Origin of the sequence: Acetobacter pomorum, assembly GCF_002738225.1 — a bacterium.
Lineage (GTDB): Bacteria > Pseudomonadota > Alphaproteobacteria > Acetobacterales > Acetobacteraceae > Acetobacter > Acetobacter pomorum.
In genome coordinates this window covers 165,565-190,882 of sequence record NZ_PEBQ01000093.1, presented here as the reverse complement: position 1 = coordinate 190,882, position 25,318 = coordinate 165,565, and the positions used below count along the sequence as shown (strand labels likewise).

The following is a 25,318-nucleotide window of genomic DNA, read 5'->3' as shown; positions in this document are numbered from 1 at the left end:
TCTGGAATATGAAGTACAATACCGTTCTGATTACTGGCGCATCCTCCGGCCTTGGGCAAACGCTGGCCCAAACGCTGGCTCGGCCAGGGCGCACCCTTTATCTGGGCGGGCGTAACGTACAACGGCTGGAAGAAACGGCCAAAACCTGCATAAGCCGAGGTGCAGCCGTGCATCTGCACCTTGGCGATGTGGCAGACCGTGCGGGCATGGATGCATGGATACGCAGCACCAACGGGCTAAAGCTTGTTCTGGCCTGCGCGGGCATAACAGGGGGCACCCGCAAGCCACAGGCCCCCGATGGCATGCCGTATGAACCTGCGGCACAGATTTATCGTATTTTTGAAACAGACATGATGGGTGTGCTTAACACCGTGCTACCTGCGCTGGATGTAATGCAGCATCAGCCGCGCGGGACAGATGGCATGCGGGGGCGTATTTGCGCCATTTCATCCGTTGCGGGCGTGGTGTCCTACCCCGGCACGCCCTCTTATTCCGCAGCCAAGGCGGCGGTAGACAGGTTTATGGTGGCCACGGGCGGCAACGCCAAAAAAGCCGGTATTTTATTAAGCTCCGTTGTGTGCGGGTTTTTAAATACCCCCATGGTAGCCAAAAACGCCTTCCCCATGCCGGGGCTAACAGATGTGAACACCGCGTGCCGCCGCATTTTGCGCGGGCTGGGCCGTAATGAGCGGCGCATTATTTTTCCGCTGTGGCTGGTGGCTGGCTCCCGCTTTATGGACCTGCTGCCCATCCGGCTGGCGGAGGCCTACTACAACAATCAGCCCACAGGGGCCGCAGGTTCCATGCCCGAACCTGATCTTTCATGATACGCTCGTTTTTACCCCCGCCTTGCCCCCACGCCGCAGGAACATGCCATCCATGACACAAACACCCCCTTCAGCCCCACAAACCGGTGGCCTGATGGAGGATCTTTCCGCCGCATCTGTCAGAGAACCCGTTCCGGCTGCGTTGAAAACCATGCCGACAGACCGGGTGTTCTGGAGCCATTTTTCCCCCAACCTTGGCCCCGGCGGCTGGGTAACAGGGGCGTTGCTTACAAGTATGGGGCTGGATTTTCAAACAGGTGTGGCCGCCATTATTATTGGCAATGTGATAGGCGCGCTGCCTGTAGCCCTAGCCGCCGCCATTGGCCCCAAAACCGGGCTGACACAAATGGAGGCCTCTCGCCGCGCATTGGGGCAAAAAGGCCTGCGCCCTCCAGCGTTTCTGAACTGGATTTATTGCGTGGGATGGGATGCCGTAAATAACGTGCCCGCCGCCACGGCCCTTATGGCGCTGCTGCTTCTGGCCGGGCTTTCCATGCCCTTCTGGCTGGCTTTGGGCATACTGGCCAGTATTCAGATGGTAGCCTCCATTTACGGGCACCACGTGGTGCAGGCCTTGCAGAAATATCTGGGCACTGTGTTGCTGGTGGTGTTCACGCTTATTGGCATTGTGTTTGCGCTCAAGGGGCAGGCTCCGCTGGCGGTGCATCATGCTGTCAGCTTTTCCACCTTTTTGCTGGCAACGGGTGTGCTGGTCAGCTTCAATCTGTCTTGGGCCTCGTATTCCTCAGATTACACGCGGTATCTGCCTGCCAATACCAGCCCCAAAAAGGTGGTGTTGCTGGCTTTGGCCGGGCTTTTGGGTTCGGCCATTCCGTTCCAGATTCTGGGGTTAATTTCTGCCGGGTCTGTGGCAGAGGCCTCACCCACGGCGGTTATTGCCTCGCTCCAGCAGGCTATGGGGCCGCTTGGTGCCGTAGCTCTGGGGGCCATTGCGCTTTCATCCATTACCGGCAATTCATTTAACGATAACACCGCCAGTTACAGCATTATTTCTGCAGGGCTACATGTACCCCGTATTGCCGCGGCCATTCTTACAGCCAGCCTTGGCTATGTGCTGGCTGTGGCAGGTGCTGGCCGCTACACCACGCTTTATACAGACTACCTGCTGGTAACCATGTACTGGATTGCCCCGTGGATCGGCATTGTGCTGGCGGACTGGTATTTTGGAGACCGCACAGTGCACCCCATTCCGCCGGGTTGGACACGCGGCGCCACCATTTTTGCCATAACATCCGTGCTGACCATTGCGCTGTTTTCAACCAGCAGCCTGTATACCGGCCCCGTAGCCCGTTGGCTGGGCGGGGCCGATATTGGGTATTACGTGGGCTTTTTTGCTGCGGCTTTCTGGTACGCGCTGGGCATGCCCCGGCGCACCAGTTCGTAAAGCCCCACAGCGGCGGCTACGGATACGTTCAGGCTTTCCATTTCTCCGGGCATGTAAAGCCCGGCAATTTCATCACAGCTTTCACGCGTTAAGCGGCGCAGGCCCTTGCCTTCTGCCCCCAGCACAAGGGCTACGCGGCGGCCATCAAAACTGGCACCATCCAACGTGGTGCCGCCTGCATCCAGCCCCACTGTCCAGCACCCGCTTTTCTGCAACTGCTCAATAGCGCGGGAGAGGTTAACTTCACGCACCATGGGCACGGTTTCCAACGCGCCAGAGGCTGCCTTGGCCAGCACAGCAGTTTCCTCCGGCGCGTTGCGGTCCTGCACCACAAGGCAGGCCGCCCCAAACGCTGCGGCAGAGCGCAGAATGGCCCCGATGTTCCGTGGGTCAGTCACCTGATCCAGCACCAGCACCGGGCCGGGACGTTCCAGTGCCTCATCCAGCGGCATAGGGGGTAGAACACGCGCCAGAAGGGCTACACCCTGATGCACCGCATCTGGCCCCAGCAGATCATCCAGCCGCTGACGCTGCACCAGTTCTGGCGCCACGCGCACGCCTCGGCCTGAGCGTGTGGCCTCTTCCAATGCGGGATGATTTTCTTCCGTTACCAACAGGCGTTCATAAACCCGGCGCGGATTGTTAAGCGCTGCGGCCACTGCGTGCGTGCCAAACAGCCAGCATGTGCCTGCCGGAGCCGAAGGCGCGCCTTCTCGCCCACCAGCAGAAGAAACACGAGGGCGCCGCGCAGGACGGCCATGACGAGGTTGACGCATAAACACACAGTTCCGGGTTATTAAGGGTGTAACAGATAAGGCCCTTCTAGCGCATTCCGCCTGCCTGCGCCTATCCCGCATATAAATGTGCGCCGCCGCCATAACAGCGCCATACACAACGTGCAGGAATGGACATTCCATCACGCCGGCTGTATCGGTCTGGAACACAACAGCATACAGCAACAGAACACGCAGGAGCGGGTTATGACCTCTGCCCCATCCGAAGGTGCCATTACACTGCACCGGAACGATCTTCCAGACAACGTGACCTTTAGTGGGTCCGTGGCCGTGGATACGGAAACAATGGGCCTGAACCCGCACCGGGACAGACTGTGCCTTGTGCAGCTTTCTGCCGGTGATGGCACGGCACATCTGGTGCAGATCATCCCCCCCTCCCTTGGGGGCAAGGGGTATGATTGCCCCAACCTCAAGCGTGTTATGGCAGATCCGTCCATCACCAAGATCATGCATTTTGCACGGTTTGACGTGGCCATTCTGCAGCATGCGCTGGGCATTACCGTAAGCCCGGTGGTGTGCACCAAAATTGCCGCCCGCCTTGTGCGCACCTTTACAGACCGCCACGGCCTTGCCGCCCTGTGCCGTGACATGCTGGGCGTGGAGCTGAGCAAACAGCAGCAGACATCGGATTGGGGTGCGCTGGAACTCAAGCCCGAACAATTGGCCTATGCGGCATCGGACGTACTGTATCTTCATGCGTTATGGGATAAAATGTCTGCCCTGCTGGAGCGTGAAGGCCGGCGTGAACTGGCGCAGGCCTGTTATGACTTCCTGCCCGCCCGCGCCCGGCTGGACCTGCTGGGGTATGAAGACCCGGATATTTTCTCTCACCGCGCGTAAGTCACGCGTTTTCGCATTTCTTTTTCTGGTCAACCGGATCGGCTCGGCATGAACATGTCCACCCCTATCAGCTCGCAGGCTTCCTCCTCCCCCGGCGTAGAGGCGGCAGACGTTGTGCGCACAGAACGTGCGGGGCTGGATGCACTGGCAGAGGCACTGGAAAACCCCGTAGGGTTGGGCGGCGCCTTTGCCGAGGCCATAGACATTATTCTGGCGCTGCCAGGGCGTGTGGTTGTAACCGGCATTGGTAAATCCGGCCATATTGCGCGCAAGGTACAGGCCACACTGGCCAGCACCGGCACGCCCGCCATATTTGTGCACCCGGCAGAGGCATCCCACGGTGATCTGGGGATGGTGCAGAAAGGGGATGCCGTTCTGGCTTTTTCCAACTCCGGAGAAACCACGGAATTGGGAGACATTGCCGCCCATGCCCGCCGCACGGGCCTGCCGCTGCTGGCTGTAACCAGCCGTGCCCATTCCACTCTGGCTTCTGCCGCAACCGTGGCACTTACCCTGCCATCTTTGCCGGAATCCTGCCCGATGGGGCTGGCCCCCACCACCAGTACCCTCACCCAACTTGCATTTGGTGATGCTCTGGCTGTGGCTCTGCTGCGCCAGCGCGGCTTTACCGCCACAGATTTTGGCACCTACCACCCCGGCGGCCGCTTAGGCGCGCGCCTGCGCACCGTGCGGGAGCTGATGCGCACAGATAACGCCATGCCATTGGCCACACCCAACACCCCCATGCGTGACGTTATTGTGGAAATGACGCACAAGGCGCTAGGATGCGTGGCCATTCTGGGTGAGAATGGCACCTTGGCGGGGCTGATCACGGATGGTGACCTGCGCCGTGCGCTTGATCACGACCTGACGACCACGTTGGCGAAAGATGTCATGAACGATTCACCGCTCACTATAGGGCCGGGTATTTTTGCTTCTGAAGCCCTGCGGCTGATGAACGAGCGCAAAAGGCCCATTACATCCCTTTTTGTGCTGGATGATGAACGCAAACCCATAGGCGTTGTGCATGTGCATGACCTGATCCGAGCCGGGGTTGGATGACCAGCCCGGAAGACAAACGCCCACAAAGGGCCGACTTTGCCCGGTCGGAAGAAACCATCCGCCGCCAGCGCGAACGGCTTGCCCCATCTGCCCAGTTGCGCAAACTGCCAGATGCCGCCAAGCTGGCGCGCCGCCGCACCATGCTGCGCTGGGCCAAATGGGTGCTGCCCGCAACAGCCTTGGTGCTGCTGGCCACCATTGCCGTATGGCCGGAGGTAGATAGGCTGCTAAGCGCTAACCAGACCACCATTAAGGAACTGGCCAAGGTTAAAATTGAAAGCGGCAACCTGATAGGTGCCACGTATCGCGGGGTGGATGAGCACAACCGCCCGTTTATGATTACGGCGGACAGCGCGCATCAGGTCAACGACAACCGGATGGATCTGATACACCCCAAGGCCGATTTGCTGACACAGGGCGGAAGCTGGCTTTTGGTTGAATCGCAAAAAGGCGTTTACATGCAGCATGCCCAGATCCTTGATCTGACCGGAGAAGTGACCCTGTACCGCGATGATGGCCTGATGATGCACAGCCCCGTAGCCGATATTGATGTCAAACGCGGCATTATTGCCTCTGATTCATGGGTGCGGGCCGAAGGGCCTTTTGGATCGCTTGATGCCAAGGGCTATCTGCTGGCCCAGCATGAGGGCATTGCCCAGTTCCGCGGCCCCGGCCAGTTGATCCTGAATGATGACCGCCACAGTGATTCATCCCCCAAAGGCAAGGCTTCCTGATATGCGCCGCCTTTTTACCTGCTCTTCCCCTACTCTGCGTGTTGCGTCTGCCGTTATGGCGGCATTGCCATGTGCCATGCTGGCCCTTTCCGGCACAGCACTGGCACAGGCCATTGATATGTCCCACGGGGGGCAGATTACCGTTACCGCCGCTGGTGGGTTTGACTGGGACCAGAACCAGAAAAAAGTCACGGCCTATGATCAGGCAAAAGCTATCCGTGGGGATGTTACGGTTACGGCAGATAAGCTGATTGCCTATTACCGCAAAAAAGCCCCAACCCCCGGCGCGGCAGATGGTGCAAAACCGGCAAGCGTGCAGACCCCGGCCGCCAACGGCACTGCTCCGGCAACACCCCCAGCCAGCACGGATCAGCCACCTCCAGCACCAGCCACCACTGGTGGCGCTGATGCAGGCGGGCAAAAAGCCGCTGGTGGGGATGATCAGGATTCCGGCGCCAACGAAATTTTCCGGCTTGAAGCCATAGGCCACGTGCACATCTTCACCCAGACCGATCAGGCTTGGGGTGATAAAGCCGTGTATGACATGGATCAGGCCGTACTTGTCATGACCGGCAAGGCCATGAAGCTGACCACCCCGCAGGATGTGCTGACAGCGCGAGATTCGATGGAATATTACTCGCAACAGCGTATTTCCATCGGGCGCGGCAATGCCACCGTCACCACCAATGATCAGCGCCAGATCCGGGCCGATGTGCTGGTGGGCTACAGCGCCCCGCCAGATCAGAGTGCACAGCCACAGCAGCAGGCCAGCAACACCAGCAGTTCAGATCCGCTCAGCAGTGGTTCGGGCAAGCTGGAAAAGGTAAACGCCTTTGGCCATGTGTGGGTGCACACGCAAACAGAAATCGTAACGGGGGAACGTGGGGTGTATGTGCCTGATACCGGCATTGCCCGTATTGTTGGCAACGTGCATATCACCCGCGGGCCAAACCAGATTCAGGGCGCTGCCGCCATTATCAATATGCACACAGGCATAGCCACCATGACAGAACGCCCCGGCAGCCGGGTAAGCGGGCTGGTTGTGCCCAATAACGGCGATACGTCGGACAGGAAATAAGCATGAATCAGGAAGTCACCTGGACGTCGGAAGAAACGGTGCGTGAAGAAGTTGTGGGTGTGGAACTTGGCCCCGAACCGACCGATATTCATGCCCCGCATCGCCCCGGCCACGGCCTGTATGCCCGCGGCATTGGCAAAAGCTACAAAAAGCGCGAGGTGGTGAAAAACGTTTCCATCGAAGTGCATCGGGGGGAAGCCGTGGGCCTGCTGGGGCCAAACGGTGCGGGCAAGACCACCAGCTTTTACATGATTGTGGGCCTTGTGCAGCCTGATACCGGCTCTATCACGCTGGATGGTGCGGATATTACGCAGTTGCCTATGTACCGGCGCGCAAGGCTGGGCATTGGCTATCTGCCGCAGGAAGCCAGTATTTTCCGTGGCCTGAATGTGGAGCAGAACATTCTGGCCGCGCTGGAAGTGGTGGAACCAGACCCGGACCAGCGGCAGGTCATGCTGGATGGGCTGTTGAGCGAATTTGGTATCAGCCATCTGCGCCGCTCGCCTTCCCTCGCCCTTTCAGGGGGGGAACGCCGCCGTCTGGAAATTGCCCGTGCACTGGCCAGCCAGCCCCATTACATTCTGCTAGACGAACCACTGGCCGGGATTGACCCCATTGCCGTGGGGGAAATTCGTGATCTGGTGTCTCACCTCAAGGATCGCGGCATTGGCGTGCTGATTACCGACCATAACGTGCGTGAAACGCTGGAAGTGATTGACCGCGCCTACATCATGCACAGCGGGCAGGTGCTGATGCAGGGTGTGCCAGAAGAAATTGTGGCCCATGAAGATGTGCGCCGCGTGTATCTGGGTGAGAGCTTCTCGCTCTAACCCTCGGCCAGCAGGTTGGATGGCCCGGTATCCAATACACGCACAGGGGCCCCCACCTCTATTAAGCCAGACTGCTCCACCACTGCGTTTTGCGCAAACATCACCCCTTTGGGCGTGCGGTGGAAGGCCGCCAACGTGGCCAGTGGCTCCTTGGGGTTGGGAATTTCTGCTGTGGTCTGATCAATTGTTGTCACCACACAGCGCGAACATGGGGCCAGAATACGCAAAATGGCCGTGCCAACGCCAATACGCATCCAGCCATCCTCGGCCCATGCTGGTGCATCCTGCACCACAATATTGGCCCGAAACCGCGCCATAGGCACAGCCTGCCCCTTAGGCAAACGTGTGTTCAAATCAGCCAAAGATGCCATATTGGCCACCAGTAGCGGGTAGCCATCTGCAAAGGAAACCGGCACCTCCGCCCCATCCAGATGGCGCAGACGCGCCTGCCGGGGCGTATCCATCCAGACAAGCCTGCATGGTTGCCCCAAAGCCTTCTCCAGCCACAGCGCCGCATCCTCTCCTGCATCCCGCGCCTGCACCGTATCTTTCCATACCGTTACAGAGCGCACAGGCGCATGCGTATCGGGAAAATGCACGTAACAGGCAGATGCATCGGCTTTGCGTAACACCAGCCCCTCCTGCGTAGGCACAGCGCTAATTAGCGCCATATTCCGGCACGTTCTTTGGGTTATAAACCGGCCCTGCAAATCTGCCACCATCCAGCGCCGATCTGCCTCCAGCCCCCAAGGCCATAATCTGGCCTGCGTGAGAGAAAGCCCGCGTAACCCTTTAACGGGGTAAATATGCATGCTGGCAATGCTTGGGCCCACCATGCCGCAAACTCCCTACATACAGGTCATGCCCTAACGGCGCTGGCCCGCATGGCGCAGCACCAGTTTTGGGGGCGAAAACACAACCGGATCTGGCTGCACAAGCGCAGGTGCAACAGATGGTGGCGCAGGCGGAAGCACCATGGGCACCTTGATAAACCGGATGGCAACCCGTGCCGCCGGATGAGGCCGCGGAGCTATTTTTTCGTGCGCCAAATGCCACACAAATGCGCCATACAAAATGCCCAGCCCGGCCATACACCCCAGTTTAACGCGCACCATCTGCCCACGTGGCATTTTAGGCATTTCAACAGGGGGGGCAGAACGCAACAGCATGAAAAATATACTCTCCTGTCAGACAAACATCGTTTTGGCAGACAGGCTGCCCCATACCAGCATGGTTTTATGTCCTGTTATTGATAGGCATGCCTGTTTGCCTACTGCAAGCCTGCTCTCTGCTTTTTACACAGCCATGCAACCCGGAAGTTCTGTCCTGCATTATATTTGAAACGAAAGGCATGGACACACGCCACCACCCATGCCCAAATATGAAGGAAGCGTTACACATAATTGGCGTAACGTAACAAGGCGATCCGGTTGAACCTGAAGCAAAAAACCGGTTCTCATTTGGTGCCGGCATTTGTTCAGGTCTGGAGTTTCTGCCACTTAGCAGCAAGGAACGACGTTCTATGCATATTCAGGTTTCAGGTAAACAGATTGATCTTTCCGATGCCCTCAAGCACCGGGTCAATTCCCACCTTGGCAACCTAGCGGAACGATACTTTGACAAAGCCCTGCAAGCACAGGTGACCTTCAGCAAGGCGCGTTCGTTTTTTACCTGCGATATCAATGTACGCACCGGCAGCGGCCTTGTATTGCGCGGTGAAGGAGAAGCCGCAGATGCCAATGGTGCCTTTGATGATGCCGCAGAGCATATTGCCAAACGCCTGCGCCGCTATAACCGCCGCGTAACATCCCACGCACGTGGCGCACAACGGCAGGCCGCCACACAAAGTGGCCGCACCTATGTGCTGCAACCCCTTAATGAAAGCCCTCTTCCTTCTGAATCCAGTGTGGAAAAACCCGTGCTGGCCACCCAGCCGGAAGGCACGGATACAGAAACCTTTGCCGCCATTATTGCCGAACAGCCCACGGATATTCCCGTCCTCAGTGTTGGGGAGGCCGTTATGCGGCTTGATCTGGCGGGCATTTCCTTTTTGCTATTCCGCAATGCGGCCAACAAGCAGGTAAGCCTGGTTTACCGGCGGGATGATGGCAATATCGGCTGGATTGATACAAACCCAAGCTAAGCCGCACGCGTTACGCAATAAAAAAAGGATCGGTCATCCACCGATCCTTTTTTCTATCTGGTAAAACCGCAATGGCCCGCAGGTTGGCTACCCTTACTGCAAACTGGCGGGAATCATGTCATTTTGCACAATCGCGCCCCATGCGGTTTCAATATCTTCCACTACGGCCAGCAAAGATCCATCAGCCGCATAAATGGCGCAGCCCACTTCATCATCTTCCATCAGGGCCGGGCGCGTATAGGCAACTTCGCGCAGCCCAAGGGAGCGGAACTGGCTTTCTGAAAGCTGGCGAACATCTGCGGGGCGTTCAGCCGCATGTGGCATAACGGGGGCGCTACCGTTGTAGATGGAACTTTTCATGGCGTCCTCCTTGTTGGGTCAGCTTTCATCCACGTCCATCACTGGGCGCAGCATGCGCGATGAGCGGGCCTTGAGCACACTGCCACCCCCGGCAGCAGATGCGCGGCCATTTTTTTGCCCACCCTGCACAATTTCAATGCGTTTCACACGCACCTCCGGCTGGGGGCGAAATAGGTCTATATGCAACAGACCGTTATCCAGCCATGCCCCGCCAATTTCTATCCCTTCCGCCAGCACAAACGCTTTCTGAAACTGGCGGGAGGCAATGCCCCGGTGCAGAAAAACACGTTCCTCTCCGTCTTCCATCTGCCGGCCACGAATAACAAGCTGATTATCTTCCTGCGTAATCTGCAAGTCATCCATTTTAAAGCCTGCTACAGCTAATGTGATCCGCAGGCCGTTGGGGGCAATCTGCTCAATATTATAGGGCGGATATCCATCGCCCGATCCCTTGCTGGCGCGTTCGAGCATCTGCTCAAGATGATCAAACCCTAAAAACATGGGTGAGCCAAACAGTCTTCCAGACATCCAAGCCTCCTCCTTCCTTGAGCGAGACAGAAAAATCAGACCCGTTACGGCATCTGATCTTATCACGATATGGGATAGGCCCGCTGGCACGCAACCCCGCCCCCATGCCTGTATCCGGCCAGATGGGGGTATTGGACAACACACTGTGGCGCACAGGCAACAGGTTTTAGGGCCAGAGGCAGATTTTCCCTGTGTTTTTCTCTGGCATCAGGCGCGGCGGAACGCTACATCCCGCAGTATGACACACGCAGCCAATACAGACATCTCTTTTTCTGCTGCATCGGATGGCGCAGCACCCCTTCAGATCCTTACGCCGCCGCACCCCGTGCTGCGCCAGAAGGCGCGGCTGGTAAAGCCGGAGGACGTGGCGGACATTCGCAAGATTCTGCCCAGCATGTTCTCGGCCATGTATCAGGCTCCCGGCATTGGCCTTGCCGCCCCACAAGTGGGGCTGAGCCAGCGCTTTCTTCTGGTGGATCTGGGAGAAAAAGACGCGCGGGACCCGATTGTGATGATTAACCCCGAAGTGATTGCAGAAACGGAAGACATGGCCGCGCGGGAAGAAGGCTGTCTCTCCCTGCCCAACCAGTATGCAGAAGTGGTGCGCCCGGAAAAAATTCGCGTACGCTGGAACACCATCAATGGCGATGTGATGGAACGCGAGGCCGAAGGTCTGCTGGCCACCTGCATTCAGCATGAAATAGACCATCTGGAAGGTGTGCTGTTTGTGGACCACCTTTCCGCCCTGCGCCGCAACATGATCCTGCGCCGCCTGGCCAAGGAACTAAAGCGTAAATAAGCCAGAGGGGCCGCCAATCATGCGTCTTGTCTTTATGGGCACGCCGGACTTTTCCGTTCCGGCGCTGCGTGCGCTCCATGCTGCGGGGCATGAAATTGTGGCTGTGTATTGCCAACCGCCCCGCCCCGCAGGACGCGGCAAAAAGCTTCAGGCTTCCCCCGTGCAGCAGGCAGCGGAAGAACTGGGGCTGCTTGTGCGTCATCCACTTTCGCTCCGCAAGAATGAGCCCGAATGGGCGGATTTTGCAGCACTACAGGCCGATGCCGCCATTGTGGCCGCCTATGGGCTTATTCTGCCCCAAGCCATGCTGGATGCCCCACGCCTTGGCTGCCTGAACATTCATGCCAGCCTGCTGCCACGCTGGCGCGGTGCCTCCCCCATTCAGAGCGCCATTCTGGCCGGAGATACGCAAAGCGGCGTGACCATCATGCAGATGGAAGCCGGGCTGGATACAGGCCCCATGCTGCTGCGTGAAGCCGTGCCCATTACCGCCACCACAACCGCCACCAGCCTGCACGATGCCCTCAGCGCCTTGGGTGCAGATATGGCGCTACGTGTGCTGGCCGATATGCCCACACCCACTCCGCAACCGGAAGAAGGCGTTACCTACGCCCCGCGTCTGACGCGTGAAGATGGACGCATAGACTGGACCAAAACCGCCACGGAAATAGACCGCCAGATTCGCGCGCTCACCCCGTGGCCCGGCACCTTTACCACCCTGCCCGATGGCACGGTGCTGAAAATTGGCGCAGCCACCCCGCTGCCCGATAGCAAACACACCGCCCAACCCGGCACTGTGCTGGATGATGCCCTCACCATTGCCTGTGGCAGCGGTGCTGTGCGGCTCACCCGCCTGCAAAAACCAGGACGCGGCATGATGGATGCCGATGCCTTTTTGCGTGGCCAGCCATTGGCCGCTGGTACGGTTTTAGGGGCCAAGCAGCAAAACCCCGCATGATGGAAGAAGAACTCGCCCCCGTTCAGCGTTGGGCCGTGAAACTGGAATACGATGGCACCGGCCTTGTGGGCTGGCAGCGCCAGAAATCCGGCCTTTCCGTTCAGTCTCTATTGGAAGAGGCTGCTGCACGGCTGGCCAACAACCGCCCCGTAAGCAGCATTACCGCCGGACGCACGGATTCCGGCGTGCATGCGCTGGCACAGGTGGCGCATCTGGATTTTCCCGCTGATGTGCGTTTCTCCCGCCATTCTGTGCGGGAGGGGCTGAGCTATCACCTCAAACCCCACAACGTGGTGGTACTGGATGCCGCGCAGGTTGATACGGACTGGAGCGCACGTTTTTCTGCCATATGGCGCTCATACCAGTATCGTATTCTCAACCGCCGCTCGCGCCCTACCTTGCTGGCTGGGCAAGTGTGGCACGTTAAAAGCACGCTGGATGTAGAAAAAATGCAGGAGGCCGCCAATATTCTGGTGGGCTCGCATGATTTCACGTCTTTCCGCGCCGTGGCCTGCCAAGCCCACAGCCCCATGCGCACGCTGGATCAGCTGGAAGTTTCCCGCCACGGGGATGAGGTGATTGTTTTTGCCAAGGCCCGTTCCTTTTTGCACCATCAGGTGCGGAACATGGTGGGTACACTTAAACTGGTGGGAATTGGGGCATGGCAGCCAGAACGCGTTGCAGATGCGCTAGAAGCCCGTAACCGCTGCGCCGCAGGCCCTACCGCCCCGCCAGAGGGGCTTTACCTGAACGGCGTGGGGTATGACCCAGACCCGTTTGACTAAAACGGGTCTGGCACAAAACTTTCTTCAGGAATTGTTCATCACAATCATGGGCTGAAGCAGATCTGTCAGCACCTTGTAATGGGGTGGCAACAGCGCGGCCAGACCATACAGCGCCAGCGTGGCCAGCAGCACAGAGGCATACAACACAAAGGCACGCCCACCGCTGATGTTTAAGCCCACACGGGCCACAAACCATTGCAGCCAGAGTTCATAGACAGCCGCTGTCATCACCAACGCGGCCATAAAGCCCGGCTGTTGCGCAATGGCGGGAAACAGCAGGGCCGCCAACAGTGTTGCTGCCAGAGAAATCAGCACCACCACCCAGTTGCACCATGTGGCGGCTGTAATATAGCGCAGCCACAGCACGCCACGCCCCCAACGCTGGGCGTAAAAATGAGAGACAACGGCAGGCAGCAAGGTGACGCACAAGGAAAGCAGAACCTTGATAAGCGCCATCGTCTTGTCATTCTGGAGGAAGACCTGCAACAGCCCCACCACCAAAAATGCCAGCTGCGGCGCAAGGGCCGCGCCAAAGGCATCCAGCGTGCCATCAAAACACGCCATGCCATCCTTGCGCCCACTGGCCAGCAGCAGCATGCCCTGCAATGTGCGCCGGATGACACCGGGTTTGCTGGTATCGGGAATCATGCCTGCGCTCCTTCCAGAAAAGTCTGATAGATCCGTGTCAGCATTTCCAGATCCGCAACATCCGTGTGTTCATCAACTTTATGAATACTTGCACCCACCAGCCCGAATTCAGAAACCGCACAATAGCGGCTGATAAAACGGGCATCCGATGTGCCGCCCCCGGTATCCAGCTTGGGCGTGCGGCCCGTAACCTGCTTAATGGCCTCAACAAGGGCGGTGGTTTCCTGCGTGGGGGACGTAAGGAAAGATTCGCCACTAATCTTGATTTCCACGCGTGAACGCGGAGCATGCTGGCGGCAAATGGTTTCCACCCAGCCTTTTAACGCCGTGCCTGTGTGCAAATCATTAAACCGAATATTCAGCCGTGCTTCGGCCCGTGCGGGAATAACGTTTGTAGCTCCATTGCCTACATCCACACTGGTAACCTGAAGGCTGGAGGGTTCAAAATACTCGGTGCCGTTATCCAGCGGTGTGGCGCGCAAAGCTTCCAGCACCGCCAGCAGGCGATGCACCGGGTTATCTGCCCGGTGGGGGTAAGCCACATGGCCCTGCGTACCTTCCACCACAATATGCGCGTTTAAGCTGCCACGGCGGCCAACCTTCACCATTTCTCCCAACACCTTGGGGTTAGTGGGTTCACCTACCAGACAGTAATCCGGAATCTGATTGTGCTGCGCCATCCATTCCAGCACCTTTACCGTGCCATAGGTGGCAGGGCCTTCTTCATCCCCGGTGATCAGAAAACTGATGGAGCCTTTACCCGGCCCAGCCGCCACATGCCGCGCTACGGCAGATACAAAAGCCGCAATACCGCCCTTCATGTCACACGCGCCACGGCCATACAGCACGCCATCTACAATATCCGCCGCATAAGGGGGGTGAGACCAATCGGCCTCGTTCCCCGGCGGCACCACATCGGTATGGCCCGCGTAGCAGATATGGGGGCTGCCCGTGCCCAAGCGGGCAAAGAAATTGGGCGTGCGCTCCGCACCCTCACCAAACGGAAGATGCGTGACCTCAAACCCCAAGTGCTCCAGCATGGCTGCAAGCAGATGCTGTGATGCACCGGGATCTGGCGAGACAGAAGGCAGACGGATAAGCGCCTGCGCCACTCCAACCGGATCTGTCAGTGCCAGATTGGCCGGAATATTCACCTGCGCTGCGTCCGCCATGCTTTTCTGCCTCTTTTTTGCTTTTAGTCTGCCTGATCAGTCACGCAGCAGATCGTTAATGGAGGTTTTGGAACGTGTGCGTTCGTCCACCCGCTTCACAATCACGGCGCAAGCCAGAGCCGGGTTGGGGCGACCATCCGGCCCAACCGGCTTGGAAGACGGCATGGTGCCCGGCACAACAACGGAATAGGCCGGAACACGGCCCATGTAGATTTCCCCCGTTGCACGGTCCACAATCTTGGTGGAAGCGCCAAGGAACACACCCATGGACAGCACGGAGCCACGTTCCACAATCACGCCTTCTGCCACTTCGGAACGTGCGCCGATGAAGCAGTTGTCTTCAATAATCACCGGGGCAGCCTGCAACGGCTCCAGAACACCACCAATGCCTGCGCCACCGCTGATATGGCAGTTCTTGCCAATCTGGGCACAGCTGCCAACAGTGGCCCATGTATCCACCATGGTGCCGCTATCTACGCGGGCGCCCACGTTTACAAAGCTGGGCATCAGCACAGCACCAGGAGCAATAAAGGCAGAGCGGCGCACAACAGCGCCCGGCACCACGCGGAAGCCAGCCTTATCAAAACGGGCCTGATCCCAGCCAGCAAACTTCAGCGGCACTTTATCATAAGCCGGAGCACCAGCTGCGCCACCGGGAATGGCCACGCTATCGTTCAGACGGAAGGAAAGCAGAACAGCTTTTTTCAGCCATTCATTCACCTGCCAGCCATCTTCCTTGGGTTCGGCCACACGCAGCGCGCCAGAATCCAGAGCTTCCAGAGCCGTTTCAATGGCTTTGCGGTCTTCCCCCGTTGTAGCGGAGGAAATCTGGTCCCGCTTTTCCCACAGGGCTTCAATATGCGCGCGCAAGGTTTCGTTGGTCATAACACACCGTCAGACAGGATGGACAAACACCGGGCCTGCACCACAGCCCCGGCAGAAAAATACAGAGCGACCATGCGGACACACACGCGGCGTGTCAACGCATGGCACCCCGGAAAATGGCAGGCAACCGGGCGTTATTCCGCCCGGATCATGGTGCCGGAGCCAGATGCCGTAAACAGTTCCAGCAAGCAGGCATGGGGCATACGGCCATCAATAATAACGGCTGCACGCGCACCGGCCTGCACGGCCTGAATGCAGGTTTCCACCTTGGGGATCATACCGCCGGTAATCACACCATCCTCAATAGCCTGCATGGCCTGCGCGGCTGTGAGTTCAGGTATCAGCTTGCCATCGGCATCCAGCACGCCGGGCACGTCTGTCAGCATCAGCAGGCGTGTGGCATGCACCGCACCAGCCACGGCACCGGCAGCCGTATCGGCATTGATGTTGTAGGTGGCACCATCTTCCCCAAAGCCTACCGGCGCAATAACCGGAATAAGACCAGAGCCAGAAAGCGCATAAATCACGCGCGGGTCCACCTTTACGGGTTCGCCCACAAAGCCCAGATCCAGCACGCGTTCAATCTGGCTTTCCGTATCCCGCACCGTGCGTTGCAGCTTGCGGGCGGTAATCATTTTACCGTCCTTGCCGGAAATACCAACGGCCAACGCGCCTTCACGGCTGATAAGCTCCGCCACTTCCTTGTTCACGGAACCAGCCAGAACCATCTCGATAACATCCACCATATTGGCATCTGTTACACGCAGGCCATCCACAAAGGTGGAGGGAATTTCCAGCCGCTTGAGCATCTGGTTAATCTGCGGGCCGCCGCCATGCACCACAACCGGGTTGATACCCACCAGCTTGAGCAGCGCAATATCCCGCCCAAAAGTTTTGGCCAGATCTGCATTACCCATGGCGTGGCCACCATACTTGACCACAATGGTATCCCCCGCATAGCGGCGCAGATACGGCAGGGCTCCGGCCAGAATGGCGGCTTCCTGCGCCGCATCATGATGGGAATGGGAAGAAGGAACCCGTGGTTCTGTCATGCTCTGCACTTCCTGCTTGTCATCACTCAGATCAGGGCGCCCTGGGCAGGGCAAATTCTGCCAGCTCCGCCCGCAAGCCCTCAATACCTTCACCTGTCTGGCTGCTTGTTAAGGACAGGTAGGGAAAAGCCGCAGGGTGGCGGCGAATTTCCGCTTCAACTTCTGCCTGCTTGCGTGCCAGCGGGCCGGGTTTAACGCTATCGCATTTGGTCAGCACCACCTGAAAGCTGACAGCTGCCTTATCCAGCAGGTCCATCACTTCCAGATCATGCGCCTTCATTTCCACCCGCGCATCAAGCAGCAGCACAACACGCTGCAAACTTGGCCGACCGCGCAGATAATCAAACATCATATCCTGCCAGTCTTCCTTTACGGATTTGGCAGCCTTTGCGTAGCCATAACCCGGCATATCCACCAGCATCAGCCGGTCTGCCAGATTGAAGAAGTTAAGCTGCTTGGTGCGCCCCGGCTCGGAAGAGGCCCGCGCCAGCGTTTTGCGGCCCGTAAGCGCGTTCACCAAGCTGGACTTGCCCACATTGGAACGCCCGGCAAACGCAATTTCCGGCAGGGTTTGCGGCGGCAGTTGCCCCAGCTTTTGCGCGCCAAACACAAATTCGCATGAACCCGCAAAAAGCCGCCGCCCCTCTTCCAGGGCGGCGGCAATACGGGCTTCATCCTTTAGTTCTCGGAAAGAGGATGCGGCATCATCTGTCATTTGGGCTTAACCAGTTGGGGTTTGGCATCTGCCGCTTTCAGGCGGGAGATGATGATAACCTGCTGCACAGCCGTAAGGATGTTGCTCCAGCAGTAGTAGATCACCAGCCCGACCGGCTGCCGCGCCATGAAGAACGTGAATAGCAGCGGAATGAACATCATCACCTTCTGCTGTGATGGGTCCATGTTGGCAGAGCTGGAGCTTACCTTCTGCATCAGGAACAGCGTGGCCCCATACATGATCGGCCAAGCCCCCAGCGCCAGAAACGGCGTGATGTGCGTGGGATCAAACGGAATAAGACCAAACAGGTTGAACAGGTTGGTGGGGTCTGGCGCAGAAAGATCCTTCACCCAGCCCACAAACGGTGCGTGCCGCATTTCGATGGTGACATACAGATCCTTATACAGGCACCAGAACACAGGCGCCTGTATAAGCAGCGGCAGAAAGCCCCCGAAAAGATTAACGTTTTCCTGCCGATACAGCGCCATGATCTGCTGCTGCATGGCCATCGGGTCATCCTTCAGGCGGGAGCGGATCAGGTCCACCTGCGGCTTCAGGCGCGCTGTTTTCCATGTCATACGCATCTGCTTGATGGTGAGCGGCAGGAAGGCCACCTTCACAATCACGGTGAACGTAAGCAGAGCCAGACCAAAGCTACCCAGATGTTCGTTCAGCCAATCCAGCACAAAGAACACGGGACGGGTAAGGAAGGAAAGCCAGCCAAAGTCCACTGCTTTCCAGAACATGGGCACGTGCAGGTCTTTTTCATACTGCTCAAGCAGGCGTACTTCCTTGGCGCCCGCAAATACGTGGGCCTCGGTAGAGGCTGTCTGCCCCGCAGCCACCTGCACAGGTGCCGTAGCCGTAAAGCCAACCTGATACGCGCCCTGAGCCGCCTGAAAACCATAGGTGCCAATCACGTTGGCATTCTGGTCTGGCAGCACGGCCATCAGCCAGTATTTGTCTGTAATACCAGCCCAACCGCCGGTGCCCTGATGGCTCCATGCAATGTTGTCTGGCGGTACGCCACCGGTGCGCACCGTTTTGTAGGAGCCTTCGTTCAGGCGGCCATCAATCACCGAGATCGGGCCTTCATGCACCAGCATGCCGCCGGTTTCTTCCGGCGTGTAGCCACGGTTCACACGGTAGAAGGGATACAGCGCCACAGCCTGCCCGGTGCTGTTATGCACCTGCTGGCTGATGGTGAACATGTAGTTCTGATCCACCGACAGGCGGATATCAAAGGTCAGCCCCTGCCCGTTATCCCATGAAAGGGTAAGCGGGTGTTCGGCATCCATCTGGGTGCCAGAGGCTTTCCACAACGTGTTGGCATCTGGCAGACGCACGGACACATCGGAAGGGGCACGCCAGCCGAAATCTACATAATCTGCATGGGTGGACGCAGAATTAAGAACACGCACATCCGGACTGTCTGGCTTTACGGTTTCCCGATAATGCTTGAGCACCAGATCATCCAGCCGTGCGCCACGCAGGTTTAGCGTGCCCTGCACGGCAGGGGCGTTAATGGCCACACGGGTTTCGGGGCCATCCTGCACGGGGGGCGTGGCTTGGGCCTGCGCGTTTTCAGCCGGGGCAGCAGCATCAGAAGATGCAGGCGGCGCTACGGCATGCACGCCCGGCTGCGGCGGTGGCACAGGCTGGTGCTGCGGGAAAAAGTAATCATACCCGATAAGTACCAGAGCTGACATCAATGTTGCCAGTATCAGACGTTTTGAATCCATAAGCTCCGGCCTTGCGGCCCCCTGCACATATCAAATTGGAAAACTTAACACCCGTAAAAAACCCGGAGTCTTAAACGGCATACAGGTTCCAGCGCAGGACGCACACGCATGCAAGGCAGGATATTCAGGAATCCCGCTGGCACAACGCCAATGCTTTACGGAAATCAGCCACCAACGCCGCAAATGGGCGCTTTATGGTGGCGCTACGGCCTATAAGAACAAGGTCCAGACCGTTTAGCGGCGTATCGGCTTCTACAATACGCACAACTTCGCGCAACCTGCGGCGCACGCGGTTACGCACCACGGCATTGCCAACCTTTTTGGTAACCGTAAAGCCCACACGCGCGACATCCGTATCCGGACGCCGGAAAAGCTGCAAAACAAGCCCCGACACAGGCGCTTTACGCCCGCGAGAAGCCAGAAAGAGGAATTGCTTCCTCTTTTTAAGCCGCTGAGATCTGGCAGACTCTGCCTCTGGCTGCTCCTGCGCTGCTGGCCCGTCCATCAAGCCGGACTGCCGGGCAGTTCTTACGCGGAAAGGCGCTTACGGCCCTTGGAACGACGGTTAGCAATGATCTTGCGGCCACCAACGGTTGCCATACGCGCGCGGAACCCGTGACGACGCTTGCGAACCAGCCGGGACGGTTGATAAGTGCGCTTCATGGCGGCACTCCCTTACTATTTGAATACAGTTATCCGGTGGCCTGTAAAAGACCACGCCTCTTGAAGCTGCGGCTTATAGAGTTCAGATAAGGAACCGTCAATCTATACGATAGAGTCGTTACCGCAACCTTGGGGCAGAATCTGCCACAAGTGGGAGAAAAACATGAACGCCATGCCCTTTCCTGTCCGTGCCGCAGCCGTTATTTTCTGCCTGCCTGTAGCAGGCGCTCTGCTGGCCGGGCTGCTGGGGCTGTCCTTCCCCGCAGCGTTGGGGCCTGTTGTATGTGCGGCAGGCTTAGGCGCATGGCTGGGCATAAAACTTCAGCCACACGCGGCCCCTCCTGCCCCGGTTGCAGCACCTCAGCCCCCAGCTCCAGCAGTAGATTCCAAACTGCGGCATGATATTCGCGGCATTGTTTCCCCCGCCATGCTGGCAGCGGAACAGCTTGATGCATATTCCGACCCAGCCGTGCAGAAAGCCGCCAAAACCATCAATGATTCACTAGACCGCCTTACAGCGCGGCTGAAGCAGCGCCCGCAAGGCTGAACAGCGCTTTATTCAGCGCGTTCAATCAGCTCAACCTTGTAGCCATCGGGGTCTTCTACAAAGGCAATCACGGTGGTGCCAAATTTTACCGGCCCGGCTTCCCGCGTTACCTTGCCACCACCGGCCCGCACACGTTCAACCATTTCCGCCACATTGGGCACGCCCACGGCAAAATGGCCAAAACCTGTGCCCAGCTCGTAGCCATCATCCTTGCCCCAGTTATAGGTCAGCTCAATTTCTGCCTGTCCGGCGGCGTTATCTGCATAGCCTATAAACACCAGCGTATAACGCCCTTCCGGCACATCCTTCCGGCGGAGTTCGTGCATGCCCAGCAGTTTGTAAAACGCTAGGCTTTTTTCCAGATTACGCACCCGCACCATGGTATGCAGAAAACTTGCCATCTGTTTGCTCCTTATTTTAAAGGCTCAGGCAGCCCTATGCCCTGTGTGGCATAATCATCCGGGTTAAAGGCCAAAAGAAATACGCCCAACCTGTTTGCAGCCTCTATGCACCCTTGCGTATCTGTCAGCAGCGTATGGGCGGCCTCAAACGCAATGCCACGTAAGCCTGCCGCATGGGCGTTCTGCACTGTTACAGGCCCTATTGTGGGCATATCTGCGCGCTTTTCCTGCCCTGGTTTCAGCATTTTAACCAGAACACCGCCTTCTCCCGGCTGCCTGCATTCTCCGGCGCGGGCCAGCATACGGTCTGTGCCTTCCATGGCTTCCACTGCCAGCACCACGCCATTCTGTACCACACATCCCTGCCCGATATCCAACCGCCCCAGTGCCTGCACCACGGTTATGCCGCGCTGAATATCGGCCTGCGCCTGTGCATCTGGCTGCACACGCCCCAACACACCGGGCTGCGCCACAGCTTGTGTGAGAAACTCATGCGCCCCACGAATACGAAAGCCCTCTTCCCCCAGAATACGCACAAGGGCCGCCAGCAGGCCATCATCCCCCGCAAACAGGGCGCGGCCCAAACGGGCCAGAATACGCGCACCCTCGGCATCCGGACATAAATTACGCAAGGAGGGCCGACGGATAGGCCCGATAAGCACCAGATCCGTGCAGTTATGTTGCCGCAAAAGGGAGAGCATACGCCCGGCAGCACCCAGCCGGACATATTCGTGCGGCCAAGGGCCAATCACTTCGGGTTCGGCAAAACCTTCAAACCCAAGAATAAAAACAGGCCGCCCCGCTGCGGCGGCCGCTTCTGCCACCCTGCCCGGCAGAGGGCCACCACCCGCAAGAATGCCAACGGCAGAGGCTGTGCTCACGCGCCCTCGGTTTCTGCGCGTTCCAGATCCTGCCGTGCCGGGCGCACAAGACCACGCCGGCTGGGGGCATCTATAAACTCCAGAATTTCACGCACACGGGGGTTATCACCAAATTCCGCACGCACACGTTCCAGCCGCACAGAAAACGGATCTTCCGTGCACCCATTCTTGGGGTAGAGTGTCAGGAACGCCTTGCGCATGCGGTGAATTTCATCAGACTGCACGCCATTGCGGCGCAGCCAGATCCAATGCAGGCCAATCAGCCGCGCACGGTTACCCAGCACACTGCCATAAGGGATAACATCGGCTTCCACCCCAGCCACACCGCCCACAAGAGCCGCATGCCCGATGCGGACAAACTGGTGGATGGCGGCAGAACCCATGATACGGGCATCATCCTCAATAGTCACATGTCCGCCCATCACCACGTTATTTACGATAATAACGCGGTCACCCAGCACGCAATCATGCGCTACATGGGCGTTGGCCATAATCAGCACATTCTGGCCCACCCTTGTCAGGCCAGAACCCGTGGCCGTGCCACGATGGATGGTAACGTGCTCACGCACCACCGTGCCCGCCCCGATCTCGCACCGGGTTGGCTCACCTTTGTACTTCAGATCCTGCGGGGCCATGCCCACGGTGCAAAACGGAAAATAGCGCGACCCTGCCCCCAGACGTGTGTGGCCATCAACCACCACATGAGAGATCAGCTCCACTCCATCTTCAATCGTGACATCAGGCCCGACAGAACACCAAGGGCCAATAACCACCCCCTGCCCAAGCCGCGCACCGGGAGCAACAAGAGCCGTTGGGTGGACAACGGTTGATCTGGCTTCCTCTGCAGCGTGCACCAATTCAGTTCCTTATTTCCGTTCACCGTTGGCCGGGCAGATTTACCCTAGCTTACCCTTTGCAAAACAATCTGGGCACTTTCGGGGCAAACCTGACTTGCCTTAACAGAATGATGTGAACAGGCCGGGTTCTCAACCCATAATCATGGCGCTGAATGTAGCTTCCGCCACGACAGTGCCTTCCACACGGGCTTCACCGCGGAATTTCCACACATTGGAGCGGTGGCGTTCCTTGGCAACATGAATACGCACCTGATCCCCCGGTTCTACCGGCCGGCGGAACTTGGCGCCTTCAATGGTCATGAAATAGACCAGCTTGCCCTCAAAGTCCTTGCCCAGTGTCAGCACAACCAGCGTTGCGGCGGTTTGCGCCATGGCTTCCACCAGCAGCACGCCCGGCATGACAGGGCGGGCCGGAAAATGGCCCTGAAAGAATGGTTCATTGACCGAAACATTCTTGATACCTGTTGCCTCTTCTCCCAGGACGATATCTTCCATCCGGTCGATCAGAAGAAAAGGATATCTGTGCGGAATCGCCTGCATGATACGGTTGACGTCAATTCTGTCGATCGTCTGAGCGTCCTGCTGCGATTCTTGTTTCGTCTCCACGTCCCCGAAACCACCCTTTGCGCCGGTGTCTGGCACCGACCTTAGTTTAACCCTTGTCCGAACCGTTTTTGGCCGATCCAGACGCTTTTTTTGCCAGCTTGCGCAATACCGCCACGTTCCGGAAAAATTCCCTGAACGGCATAGCCGGGCTGCCAATCACATCCGCGCCGCCTTCTATATCCGACATCACGCCACATTGCGCGCCAATACGCGCCTTTGCACCAATGCGGATATGCCCGATAAGGCCAGCCTGCGCGGCAATTGTTACATAGTCTTCCAGCACGGTGGAGCCAGAGATCCCGGCCTGTGAAACCACAATGCAACACCGCCCCAGACGGGCGTTGTGGCCGATCTGCACCAGATTGTCGAGACGTGATCCTGCACCAATAACCGTATCGTTGACTGAACCGCGGTCAATCGTGCTATTGGCGCCTATTTCCACATCATTTTCCAGCACCACGCGGCCCAGCTGCGGCACGGTTTCAAACCCCTGCGGGCCAACGGCAAACCCAAACCCATCCTGCCCAATGCGTGAGCCGGGCAGAATAATCACCCGCTCACCCAGCACAGCATGAGAAAGGCTGACATGGCTGCCAATGCGGCAATCACGCGCAAGTTGCACGCCATCCCCCACCACAGCGTGGGAGCCAATAATGCAGCCCGGCCCAATTTCCGCCTTGGCCCCAACCACCACAAACGGCCCAATTTCTGCCGTGGGGTCTATGCTGGCTGTGGGGTCAATACAAGCAGAAGGATGCACACCTGCACGCGCTGGCACCCGCGGGTGAAACAACCGCGCGATGCGAGACCACGCCAGATAAGGCGTGGGAGTAACCAGCGCAGCACACCCGGCAGGCACTTTATCTGCAAATGCGGGGGCAACAATAACCAGCCCGGCTTTGGTTTGCTCCAGCAAAGGCGCATACCGGCGGTTATCCAGAAAGCTGACATCACGCGGGCCTGCTGCCTGCAAAGGCGCAATACCCACAAAGCCATCTTCCGGCACACTGCCCGCTTTGGGCAGCACCAGTTCCGCCCCTGCGGTTTCTGCCAGTGTGGCCGCATCAAACGGCCCTGCACGTGTAAAAAAGCGCGGGTCTGCCGGCCCGGAGAATGTTGACCCCTCAGACACGATTACTGCTGCCCGGCAGCCGGTGCCACCACAGGGGCCGGACCCGTGCGCGGGCCCTGATCTGCATCTGCCGTTGTGGGCATCTTGCCAGATTTAGCCAGTTCTTCCGGGTCCACATTAGCTTCTGGAATGAACACAGACGGCAGAATCTTGTTCAGCTGCACAGCCACTTCGTTGGTGATGTCCTGCCCATCAACATGCAGGGCCACCTGCTCACTGTGCAGAACAAGGTTCATGCCATGTGCAGCCGCCACTTTCTGGATAACCTGCACCAGCTCACGCTCGATCTGCCCCAGAGAAACCTGTGCCGCTTCCTGAATGATACGGTTGCGGTTACGGAAATCGCGCTGCGCCTTCATCACACGAGCCTGCAGGCTGCGTTCACGCGTTTGAATCTGCTCGGATGTTAAAGACTTGGCCTGCGCCTGAAGCTTCTGCTGCTCATCCCGCCAGCCGGCCTGTTCCTTCTGCAGGTCCTGCGCAAGCTGATCACGGCGCCCACCCAGCGTACGTTCCACCTGCATGGCGGCGGAGGACTGGCGCATAACGCCGCCAACGCTAATCACACCAATAACAGTTGTGGGTGGCGGGGCTTCCTTGGCGACTTCCGGTGCGGCGGGAATGGGCGGCAACGGCAGCACGGGGGGAGCCTGATCTGCTTCCTGGCTATCAGCCGGTGGGGCTGGCAACTGCACCGGGGCCGGTGCACGGCGGGCTGCGGCAGGGTGCTGCGCCGGGGCCTGGGCCGGCTGCTGGGTTTTGGGCACAAACCACCCACCCCCATTCTGCGCCTGTGCAGAAGGCACAAAAGCGGAGGAGAAGGATAGGACAACAGCCCCCAGCAGGGCAGTTCTGGTGGAAAAACGCATTATTA

At 58.3% G+C, this 25,318-nt stretch carries 31 protein-coding genes; 12 read left to right on the top strand and 19 right to left on the bottom strand.

Annotation, left to right across the window (positions count from 1 at the left end; genetic code table 11):
• The first annotated feature begins 8 nt into the window (after positions 1-8).
• Both CSR02_RS06865 and CSR02_RS06860 read left to right on the top strand, forming a co-directional pair.
• Positions 9-827 (top strand): SDR family NAD(P)-dependent oxidoreductase, encoded by an 819-nt coding sequence (locus CSR02_RS06865; RefSeq protein ID WP_167384109.1) that lies wholly within the window; start codon positions 9-11, stop codon positions 825-827.
• Between the two features lie 52 nt (positions 828-879).
• Positions 880-2,232 carry a purine-cytosine permease family protein gene (locus tag CSR02_RS06860; protein ID WP_099541024.1) on the top strand — a complete coding sequence of 451 codons (1,353 nt, stop codon included), beginning with the start codon at positions 880-882 and terminating at the stop codon, positions 2,230-2,232.
• On the opposite strand, the gene rlmB is transcribed toward CSR02_RS06860, so the two are convergent.
• Entirely contained in the window at positions 2,166-3,008 is an 843-nt protein-coding gene (gene rlmB, locus CSR02_RS06855) for a 23S rRNA (guanosine(2251)-2'-O)-methyltransferase RlmB (RefSeq protein ID WP_042788716.1), read from the bottom strand. The two genes, CSR02_RS06860 and rlmB, sit on opposite strands and share 67 nt — an antisense overlap.
• A 204-nt stretch (positions 3,009-3,212) precedes the next feature.
• Between rlmB and CSR02_RS06850 the strand changes: the two genes are divergently transcribed.
• The 5 genes from CSR02_RS06850 to lptB are packed head-to-tail and all read left to right on the top strand — an operon-like array spanning position 3,213 to position 7,570.
• The gene (locus CSR02_RS06850) at positions 3,213-3,866 is read left to right on the top strand and encodes a ribonuclease D (protein WP_099541023.1); all 654 of its coding nucleotides are present in this window, start codon (positions 3,213-3,215) and stop codon (positions 3,864-3,866) included.
• A gap of 48 nt (positions 3,867-3,914) precedes the next feature.
• Positions 3,915-4,928 (top strand): KpsF/GutQ family sugar-phosphate isomerase, encoded by a 1,014-nt coding sequence (locus CSR02_RS06845; protein ID WP_099541022.1) that lies wholly within the window; start codon positions 3,915-3,917, stop codon positions 4,926-4,928.
• Positions 4,925-5,662: an LPS export ABC transporter periplasmic protein LptC gene (lptC, locus tag CSR02_RS06840; RefSeq protein WP_099541021.1), complete on the top strand. Its 738-nt coding sequence runs from the start codon at positions 4,925-4,927 to the stop codon at positions 5,660-5,662. Before CSR02_RS06845 ends, lptC begins: the two co-directional genes overlap by 4 nt.
• Before the next feature lies 1 nt (position 5,663).
• Entirely contained in the window at positions 5,664-6,740 is a 1,077-nt protein-coding gene (locus tag CSR02_RS06835) for an LptA/OstA family protein (RefSeq protein WP_099541020.1), read from the top strand.
• A 2-nt stretch (positions 6,741-6,742) separates the two neighbouring features.
• Entirely contained in the window at positions 6,743-7,570 is an 828-nt protein-coding gene (gene lptB / locus CSR02_RS06830) for an LPS export ABC transporter ATP-binding protein (RefSeq protein WP_042788616.1), read from the top strand.
• Here lptB and CSR02_RS06825 read toward each other — a convergent pair.
• On the bottom strand, positions 7,567-8,406 hold the full coding sequence (locus tag CSR02_RS06825) for an MOSC domain-containing protein (RefSeq protein ID WP_099541019.1): 840 nt from the start codon (positions 8,404-8,406) through the stop codon (positions 7,567-7,569). The two genes, lptB and CSR02_RS06825, sit on opposite strands and share 4 nt — an antisense overlap.
• Positions 8,407-8,436: 30 nt before the next feature.
• Positions 8,437-8,739 (bottom strand): hypothetical protein, encoded by a 303-nt coding sequence (locus CSR02_RS06820; RefSeq protein ID WP_099541018.1) that lies wholly within the window; start codon positions 8,737-8,739, stop codon positions 8,437-8,439.
• 353 nt (positions 8,740-9,092) lie between these two features.
• Between CSR02_RS06820 and hpf the strand changes: the two genes are divergently transcribed.
• The gene (gene hpf / locus CSR02_RS06815; RefSeq protein ID WP_042788620.1) at positions 9,093-9,713 is read left to right on the top strand and encodes a ribosome hibernation-promoting factor, HPF/YfiA family; all 621 of its coding nucleotides are present in this window, start codon (positions 9,093-9,095) and stop codon (positions 9,711-9,713) included.
• A gap of 93 nt (positions 9,714-9,806) precedes the next feature.
• On the opposite strand, the gene CSR02_RS06810 is transcribed toward hpf, so the two are convergent.
• Positions 9,807-10,073, bottom strand: coding sequence for a hypothetical protein (locus CSR02_RS06810; protein WP_042788622.1), 267 nt, complete (start codon positions 10,071-10,073; stop codon positions 9,807-9,809).
• An 18-nt stretch (positions 10,074-10,091) separates the two neighbouring features.
• Positions 10,092-10,601 carry an Hsp20 family protein gene (locus CSR02_RS06805; protein ID WP_042788623.1) on the bottom strand — a complete coding sequence of 170 codons (510 nt, stop codon included), beginning with the start codon at positions 10,599-10,601 and terminating at the stop codon, positions 10,092-10,094.
• A 238-nt stretch (positions 10,602-10,839) separates the two neighbouring features.
• On the opposite strand from CSR02_RS06805, the gene def reads away from it, so the two are divergent.
• From def to truA, 3 genes are read left to right on the top strand one after another with little or no spacing between them, the layout of a single operon-like run.
• Positions 10,840-11,400 carry a peptide deformylase gene (def, locus tag CSR02_RS06795; protein WP_099541017.1) on the top strand — a complete coding sequence of 187 codons (561 nt, stop codon included), beginning with the start codon at positions 10,840-10,842 and terminating at the stop codon, positions 11,398-11,400.
• 19 nt (positions 11,401-11,419) lie between these two features.
• Complete coding sequence (fmt, locus tag CSR02_RS06790) at positions 11,420-12,358, top strand: methionyl-tRNA formyltransferase (protein WP_099541016.1); 939 nt, start codon at positions 11,420-11,422, stop codon at positions 12,356-12,358.
• On the top strand, positions 12,355-13,143 hold the full coding sequence (truA, locus tag CSR02_RS06785) for a tRNA pseudouridine(38-40) synthase TruA (protein ID WP_099541015.1): 789 nt from the start codon (positions 12,355-12,357) through the stop codon (positions 13,141-13,143). Before fmt ends, truA begins: the two co-directional genes overlap by 4 nt.
• Before the next feature lie 24 nt (positions 13,144-13,167).
• On the opposite strand, the gene CSR02_RS06780 is transcribed toward truA, so the two are convergent.
• The 8 genes from CSR02_RS06780 to rpmH all read right to left on the bottom strand — a co-directional run bounded on the left by CSR02_RS06780 (position 13,168) and on the right by rpmH (position 20,020).
• Positions 13,168-13,791: a hypothetical protein gene (locus tag CSR02_RS06780; protein ID WP_099541014.1), complete on the bottom strand. Its 624-nt coding sequence runs from the start codon at positions 13,789-13,791 to the stop codon at positions 13,168-13,170.
• On the bottom strand, positions 13,788-14,963 hold the full coding sequence (gene dapE / locus CSR02_RS06775; protein WP_099541013.1) for a succinyl-diaminopimelate desuccinylase: 1,176 nt from the start codon (positions 14,961-14,963) through the stop codon (positions 13,788-13,790). Before dapE ends, CSR02_RS06780 begins: the two co-directional genes overlap by 4 nt.
• Positions 14,964-14,999: 36 nt before the next feature.
• Positions 15,000-15,848 carry a 2,3,4,5-tetrahydropyridine-2,6-dicarboxylate N-succinyltransferase gene (dapD, locus tag CSR02_RS06770; protein ID WP_003622584.1) on the bottom strand — a complete coding sequence of 283 codons (849 nt, stop codon included), beginning with the start codon at positions 15,846-15,848 and terminating at the stop codon, positions 15,000-15,002.
• A gap of 134 nt (positions 15,849-15,982) precedes the next feature.
• The gene (gene argB / locus CSR02_RS06765) at positions 15,983-16,900 is read right to left on the bottom strand and encodes an acetylglutamate kinase (protein WP_099541129.1); all 918 of its coding nucleotides are present in this window, start codon (positions 16,898-16,900) and stop codon (positions 15,983-15,985) included.
• Positions 16,901-16,931: 31 nt separating this feature from the next.
• The gene (gene yihA / locus CSR02_RS06760; RefSeq protein WP_099541012.1) at positions 16,932-17,615 is read right to left on the bottom strand and encodes a ribosome biogenesis GTP-binding protein YihA/YsxC; all 684 of its coding nucleotides are present in this window, start codon (positions 17,613-17,615) and stop codon (positions 16,932-16,934) included.
• Positions 17,612-19,357: a membrane protein insertase YidC gene (gene yidC, locus CSR02_RS06755; protein ID WP_099541011.1), complete on the bottom strand. Its 1,746-nt coding sequence runs from the start codon at positions 19,355-19,357 to the stop codon at positions 17,612-17,614. Before yidC ends, yihA begins: the two co-directional genes overlap by 4 nt.
• 124 nt (positions 19,358-19,481) lie before the next feature.
• Positions 19,482-19,862, bottom strand: a complete 381-nt coding sequence (gene rnpA, locus CSR02_RS06750; protein ID WP_042788637.1) for a ribonuclease P protein component — start codon at positions 19,860-19,862, stop codon at positions 19,482-19,484.
• Between the two features lie 23 nt (positions 19,863-19,885).
• Positions 19,886-20,020 carry a 50S ribosomal protein L34 gene (gene rpmH / locus CSR02_RS06745; RefSeq protein ID WP_042788638.1) on the bottom strand — a complete coding sequence of 45 codons (135 nt, stop codon included), beginning with the start codon at positions 20,018-20,020 and terminating at the stop codon, positions 19,886-19,888.
• A 163-nt stretch (positions 20,021-20,183) separates the two neighbouring features.
• Here rpmH and CSR02_RS06740 point away from each other — a divergent pair, with 163 nt between their 5' ends.
• A complete protein-coding gene (locus tag CSR02_RS06740) occupies positions 20,184-20,567 on the top strand; it encodes a hypothetical protein (RefSeq protein ID WP_099541010.1) in 384 nt (127 codons plus the stop codon).
• A gap of 8 nt (positions 20,568-20,575) precedes the next feature.
• Here CSR02_RS06740 and gloA read toward each other — a convergent pair whose 3' ends face one another.
• The 6 genes from gloA to CSR02_RS06710 all read right to left on the bottom strand — a co-directional run bounded on the left by gloA (position 20,576) and on the right by CSR02_RS06710 (position 25,316).
• Positions 20,576-20,968: a lactoylglutathione lyase gene (gene gloA / locus CSR02_RS06735; RefSeq protein WP_042788640.1), complete on the bottom strand. Its 393-nt coding sequence runs from the start codon at positions 20,966-20,968 to the stop codon at positions 20,576-20,578.
• 11 nt (positions 20,969-20,979) lie between these two features.
• On the bottom strand, positions 20,980-21,849 hold the full coding sequence (locus CSR02_RS06730) for an LpxI family protein (protein ID WP_099541009.1): 870 nt from the start codon (positions 21,847-21,849) through the stop codon (positions 20,980-20,982).
• Entirely contained in the window at positions 21,846-22,703 is an 858-nt protein-coding gene (lpxA, locus tag CSR02_RS06725; protein ID WP_042788722.1) for an acyl-ACP--UDP-N-acetylglucosamine O-acyltransferase, read from the bottom strand. The genes CSR02_RS06730 and lpxA overlap by 4 nt, the downstream gene beginning before the upstream one ends.
• A gap of 132 nt (positions 22,704-22,835) precedes the next feature.
• The gene (fabZ, locus tag CSR02_RS06720; RefSeq protein WP_414144931.1) at positions 22,836-23,264 is read right to left on the bottom strand and encodes a 3-hydroxyacyl-ACP dehydratase FabZ; all 429 of its coding nucleotides are present in this window, start codon (positions 23,262-23,264) and stop codon (positions 22,836-22,838) included.
• Positions 23,265-23,358: 94 nt separating this feature from the next.
• On the bottom strand, positions 23,359-24,444 hold the full coding sequence (gene lpxD / locus CSR02_RS06715) for a UDP-3-O-(3-hydroxymyristoyl)glucosamine N-acyltransferase (protein ID WP_099541008.1): 1,086 nt from the start codon (positions 24,442-24,444) through the stop codon (positions 23,359-23,361).
• 2 nt (positions 24,445-24,446) lie between these two features.
• On the bottom strand, positions 24,447-25,316 hold the full coding sequence (locus CSR02_RS06710; RefSeq protein WP_042788723.1) for an OmpH family outer membrane protein: 870 nt from the start codon (positions 25,314-25,316) through the stop codon (positions 24,447-24,449).
• Between the last annotated feature and the right edge of the window lie 2 nt (positions 25,317-25,318).

Bases quoted from the DNA above. Each gene is read 5' to 3' on its own strand.
- dapE (WP_099541013.1), bottom strand. From the start codon at position 14,963: ATGGCGGACGCAGCGCAGGTGAATATTCCGGCCAATCTGGCACTGACA.
- yihA (WP_099541012.1), bottom strand. From the start codon at position 17,615: ATGACAGATGATGCCGCATCCTCTTTCCGAGAACTAAAGGATGAAGCC.
- truA (WP_099541015.1), top strand. From the start codon at position 12,355: ATGATGGAAGAAGAACTCGCCCCCGTTCAGCGTTGGGCCGTGAAACTG.
- CSR02_RS06810 (WP_042788622.1), bottom strand. From the start codon at position 10,073: ATGAAAAGTTCCATCTACAACGGTAGCGCCCCCGTTATGCCACATGCG.
- def (WP_099541017.1), top strand. From the start codon at position 10,840: ATGACACACGCAGCCAATACAGACATCTCTTTTTCTGCTGCATCGGAT.
- rpmH (WP_042788638.1), bottom strand. From the start codon at position 20,020: ATGAAGCGCACTTATCAACCGTCCCGGCTGGTTCGCAAGCGTCGTCAC.
- lptC (WP_099541021.1), top strand. From the start codon at position 4,925: ATGACCAGCCCGGAAGACAAACGCCCACAAAGGGCCGACTTTGCCCGG.
- lptB (WP_042788616.1), top strand. From the start codon at position 6,743: ATGAATCAGGAAGTCACCTGGACGTCGGAAGAAACGGTGCGTGAAGAA.
- CSR02_RS06845 (WP_099541022.1), top strand. From the start codon at position 3,915: ATGAACATGTCCACCCCTATCAGCTCGCAGGCTTCCTCCTCCCCCGGC.
- rnpA (WP_042788637.1), bottom strand. From the start codon at position 19,862: ATGGACGGGCCAGCAGCGCAGGAGCAGCCAGAGGCAGAGTCTGCCAGA.
- CSR02_RS06835 (WP_099541020.1), top strand. From the start codon at position 5,664: ATGCGCCGCCTTTTTACCTGCTCTTCCCCTACTCTGCGTGTTGCGTCT.
- argB (WP_099541129.1), bottom strand. From the start codon at position 16,900: ATGACAGAACCACGGGTTCCTTCTTCCCATTCCCATCATGATGCGGCG.
- CSR02_RS06865 (WP_167384109.1), top strand. From the start codon at position 9: ATGAAGTACAATACCGTTCTGATTACTGGCGCATCCTCCGGCCTTGGG.
- CSR02_RS06820 (WP_099541018.1), bottom strand. From the start codon at position 8,739: ATGCTGTTGCGTTCTGCCCCCCCTGTTGAAATGCCTAAAATGCCACGT.
- CSR02_RS06860 (WP_099541024.1), top strand. From the start codon at position 880: ATGACACAAACACCCCCTTCAGCCCCACAAACCGGTGGCCTGATGGAG.
- gloA (WP_042788640.1), bottom strand. From the start codon at position 20,968: ATGGCAAGTTTTCTGCATACCATGGTGCGGGTGCGTAATCTGGAAAAA.
- CSR02_RS06825 (WP_099541019.1), bottom strand. From the start codon at position 8,406: ATGGTGGGCCCAAGCATTGCCAGCATGCATATTTACCCCGTTAAAGGG.
- yidC (WP_099541011.1), bottom strand. From the start codon at position 19,357: ATGGATTCAAAACGTCTGATACTGGCAACATTGATGTCAGCTCTGGTA.
- CSR02_RS06740 (WP_099541010.1), top strand. From the start codon at position 20,184: ATGAACGCCATGCCCTTTCCTGTCCGTGCCGCAGCCGTTATTTTCTGC.
- dapD (WP_003622584.1), bottom strand. From the start codon at position 15,848: ATGACCAACGAAACCTTGCGCGCGCATATTGAAGCCCTGTGGGAAAAG.
- CSR02_RS06850 (WP_099541023.1), top strand. From the start codon at position 3,213: ATGACCTCTGCCCCATCCGAAGGTGCCATTACACTGCACCGGAACGAT.
- CSR02_RS06805 (WP_042788623.1), bottom strand. From the start codon at position 10,601: ATGTCTGGAAGACTGTTTGGCTCACCCATGTTTTTAGGGTTTGATCAT.
- fmt (WP_099541016.1), top strand. From the start codon at position 11,420: ATGCGTCTTGTCTTTATGGGCACGCCGGACTTTTCCGTTCCGGCGCTG.
- hpf (WP_042788620.1), top strand. From the start codon at position 9,093: ATGCATATTCAGGTTTCAGGTAAACAGATTGATCTTTCCGATGCCCTC.
- rlmB (WP_042788716.1), bottom strand. From the start codon at position 3,008: ATGCGTCAACCTCGTCATGGCCGTCCTGCGCGGCGCCCTCGTGTTTCT.
- CSR02_RS06780 (WP_099541014.1), bottom strand. From the start codon at position 13,791: ATGATTCCCGATACCAGCAAACCCGGTGTCATCCGGCGCACATTGCAG.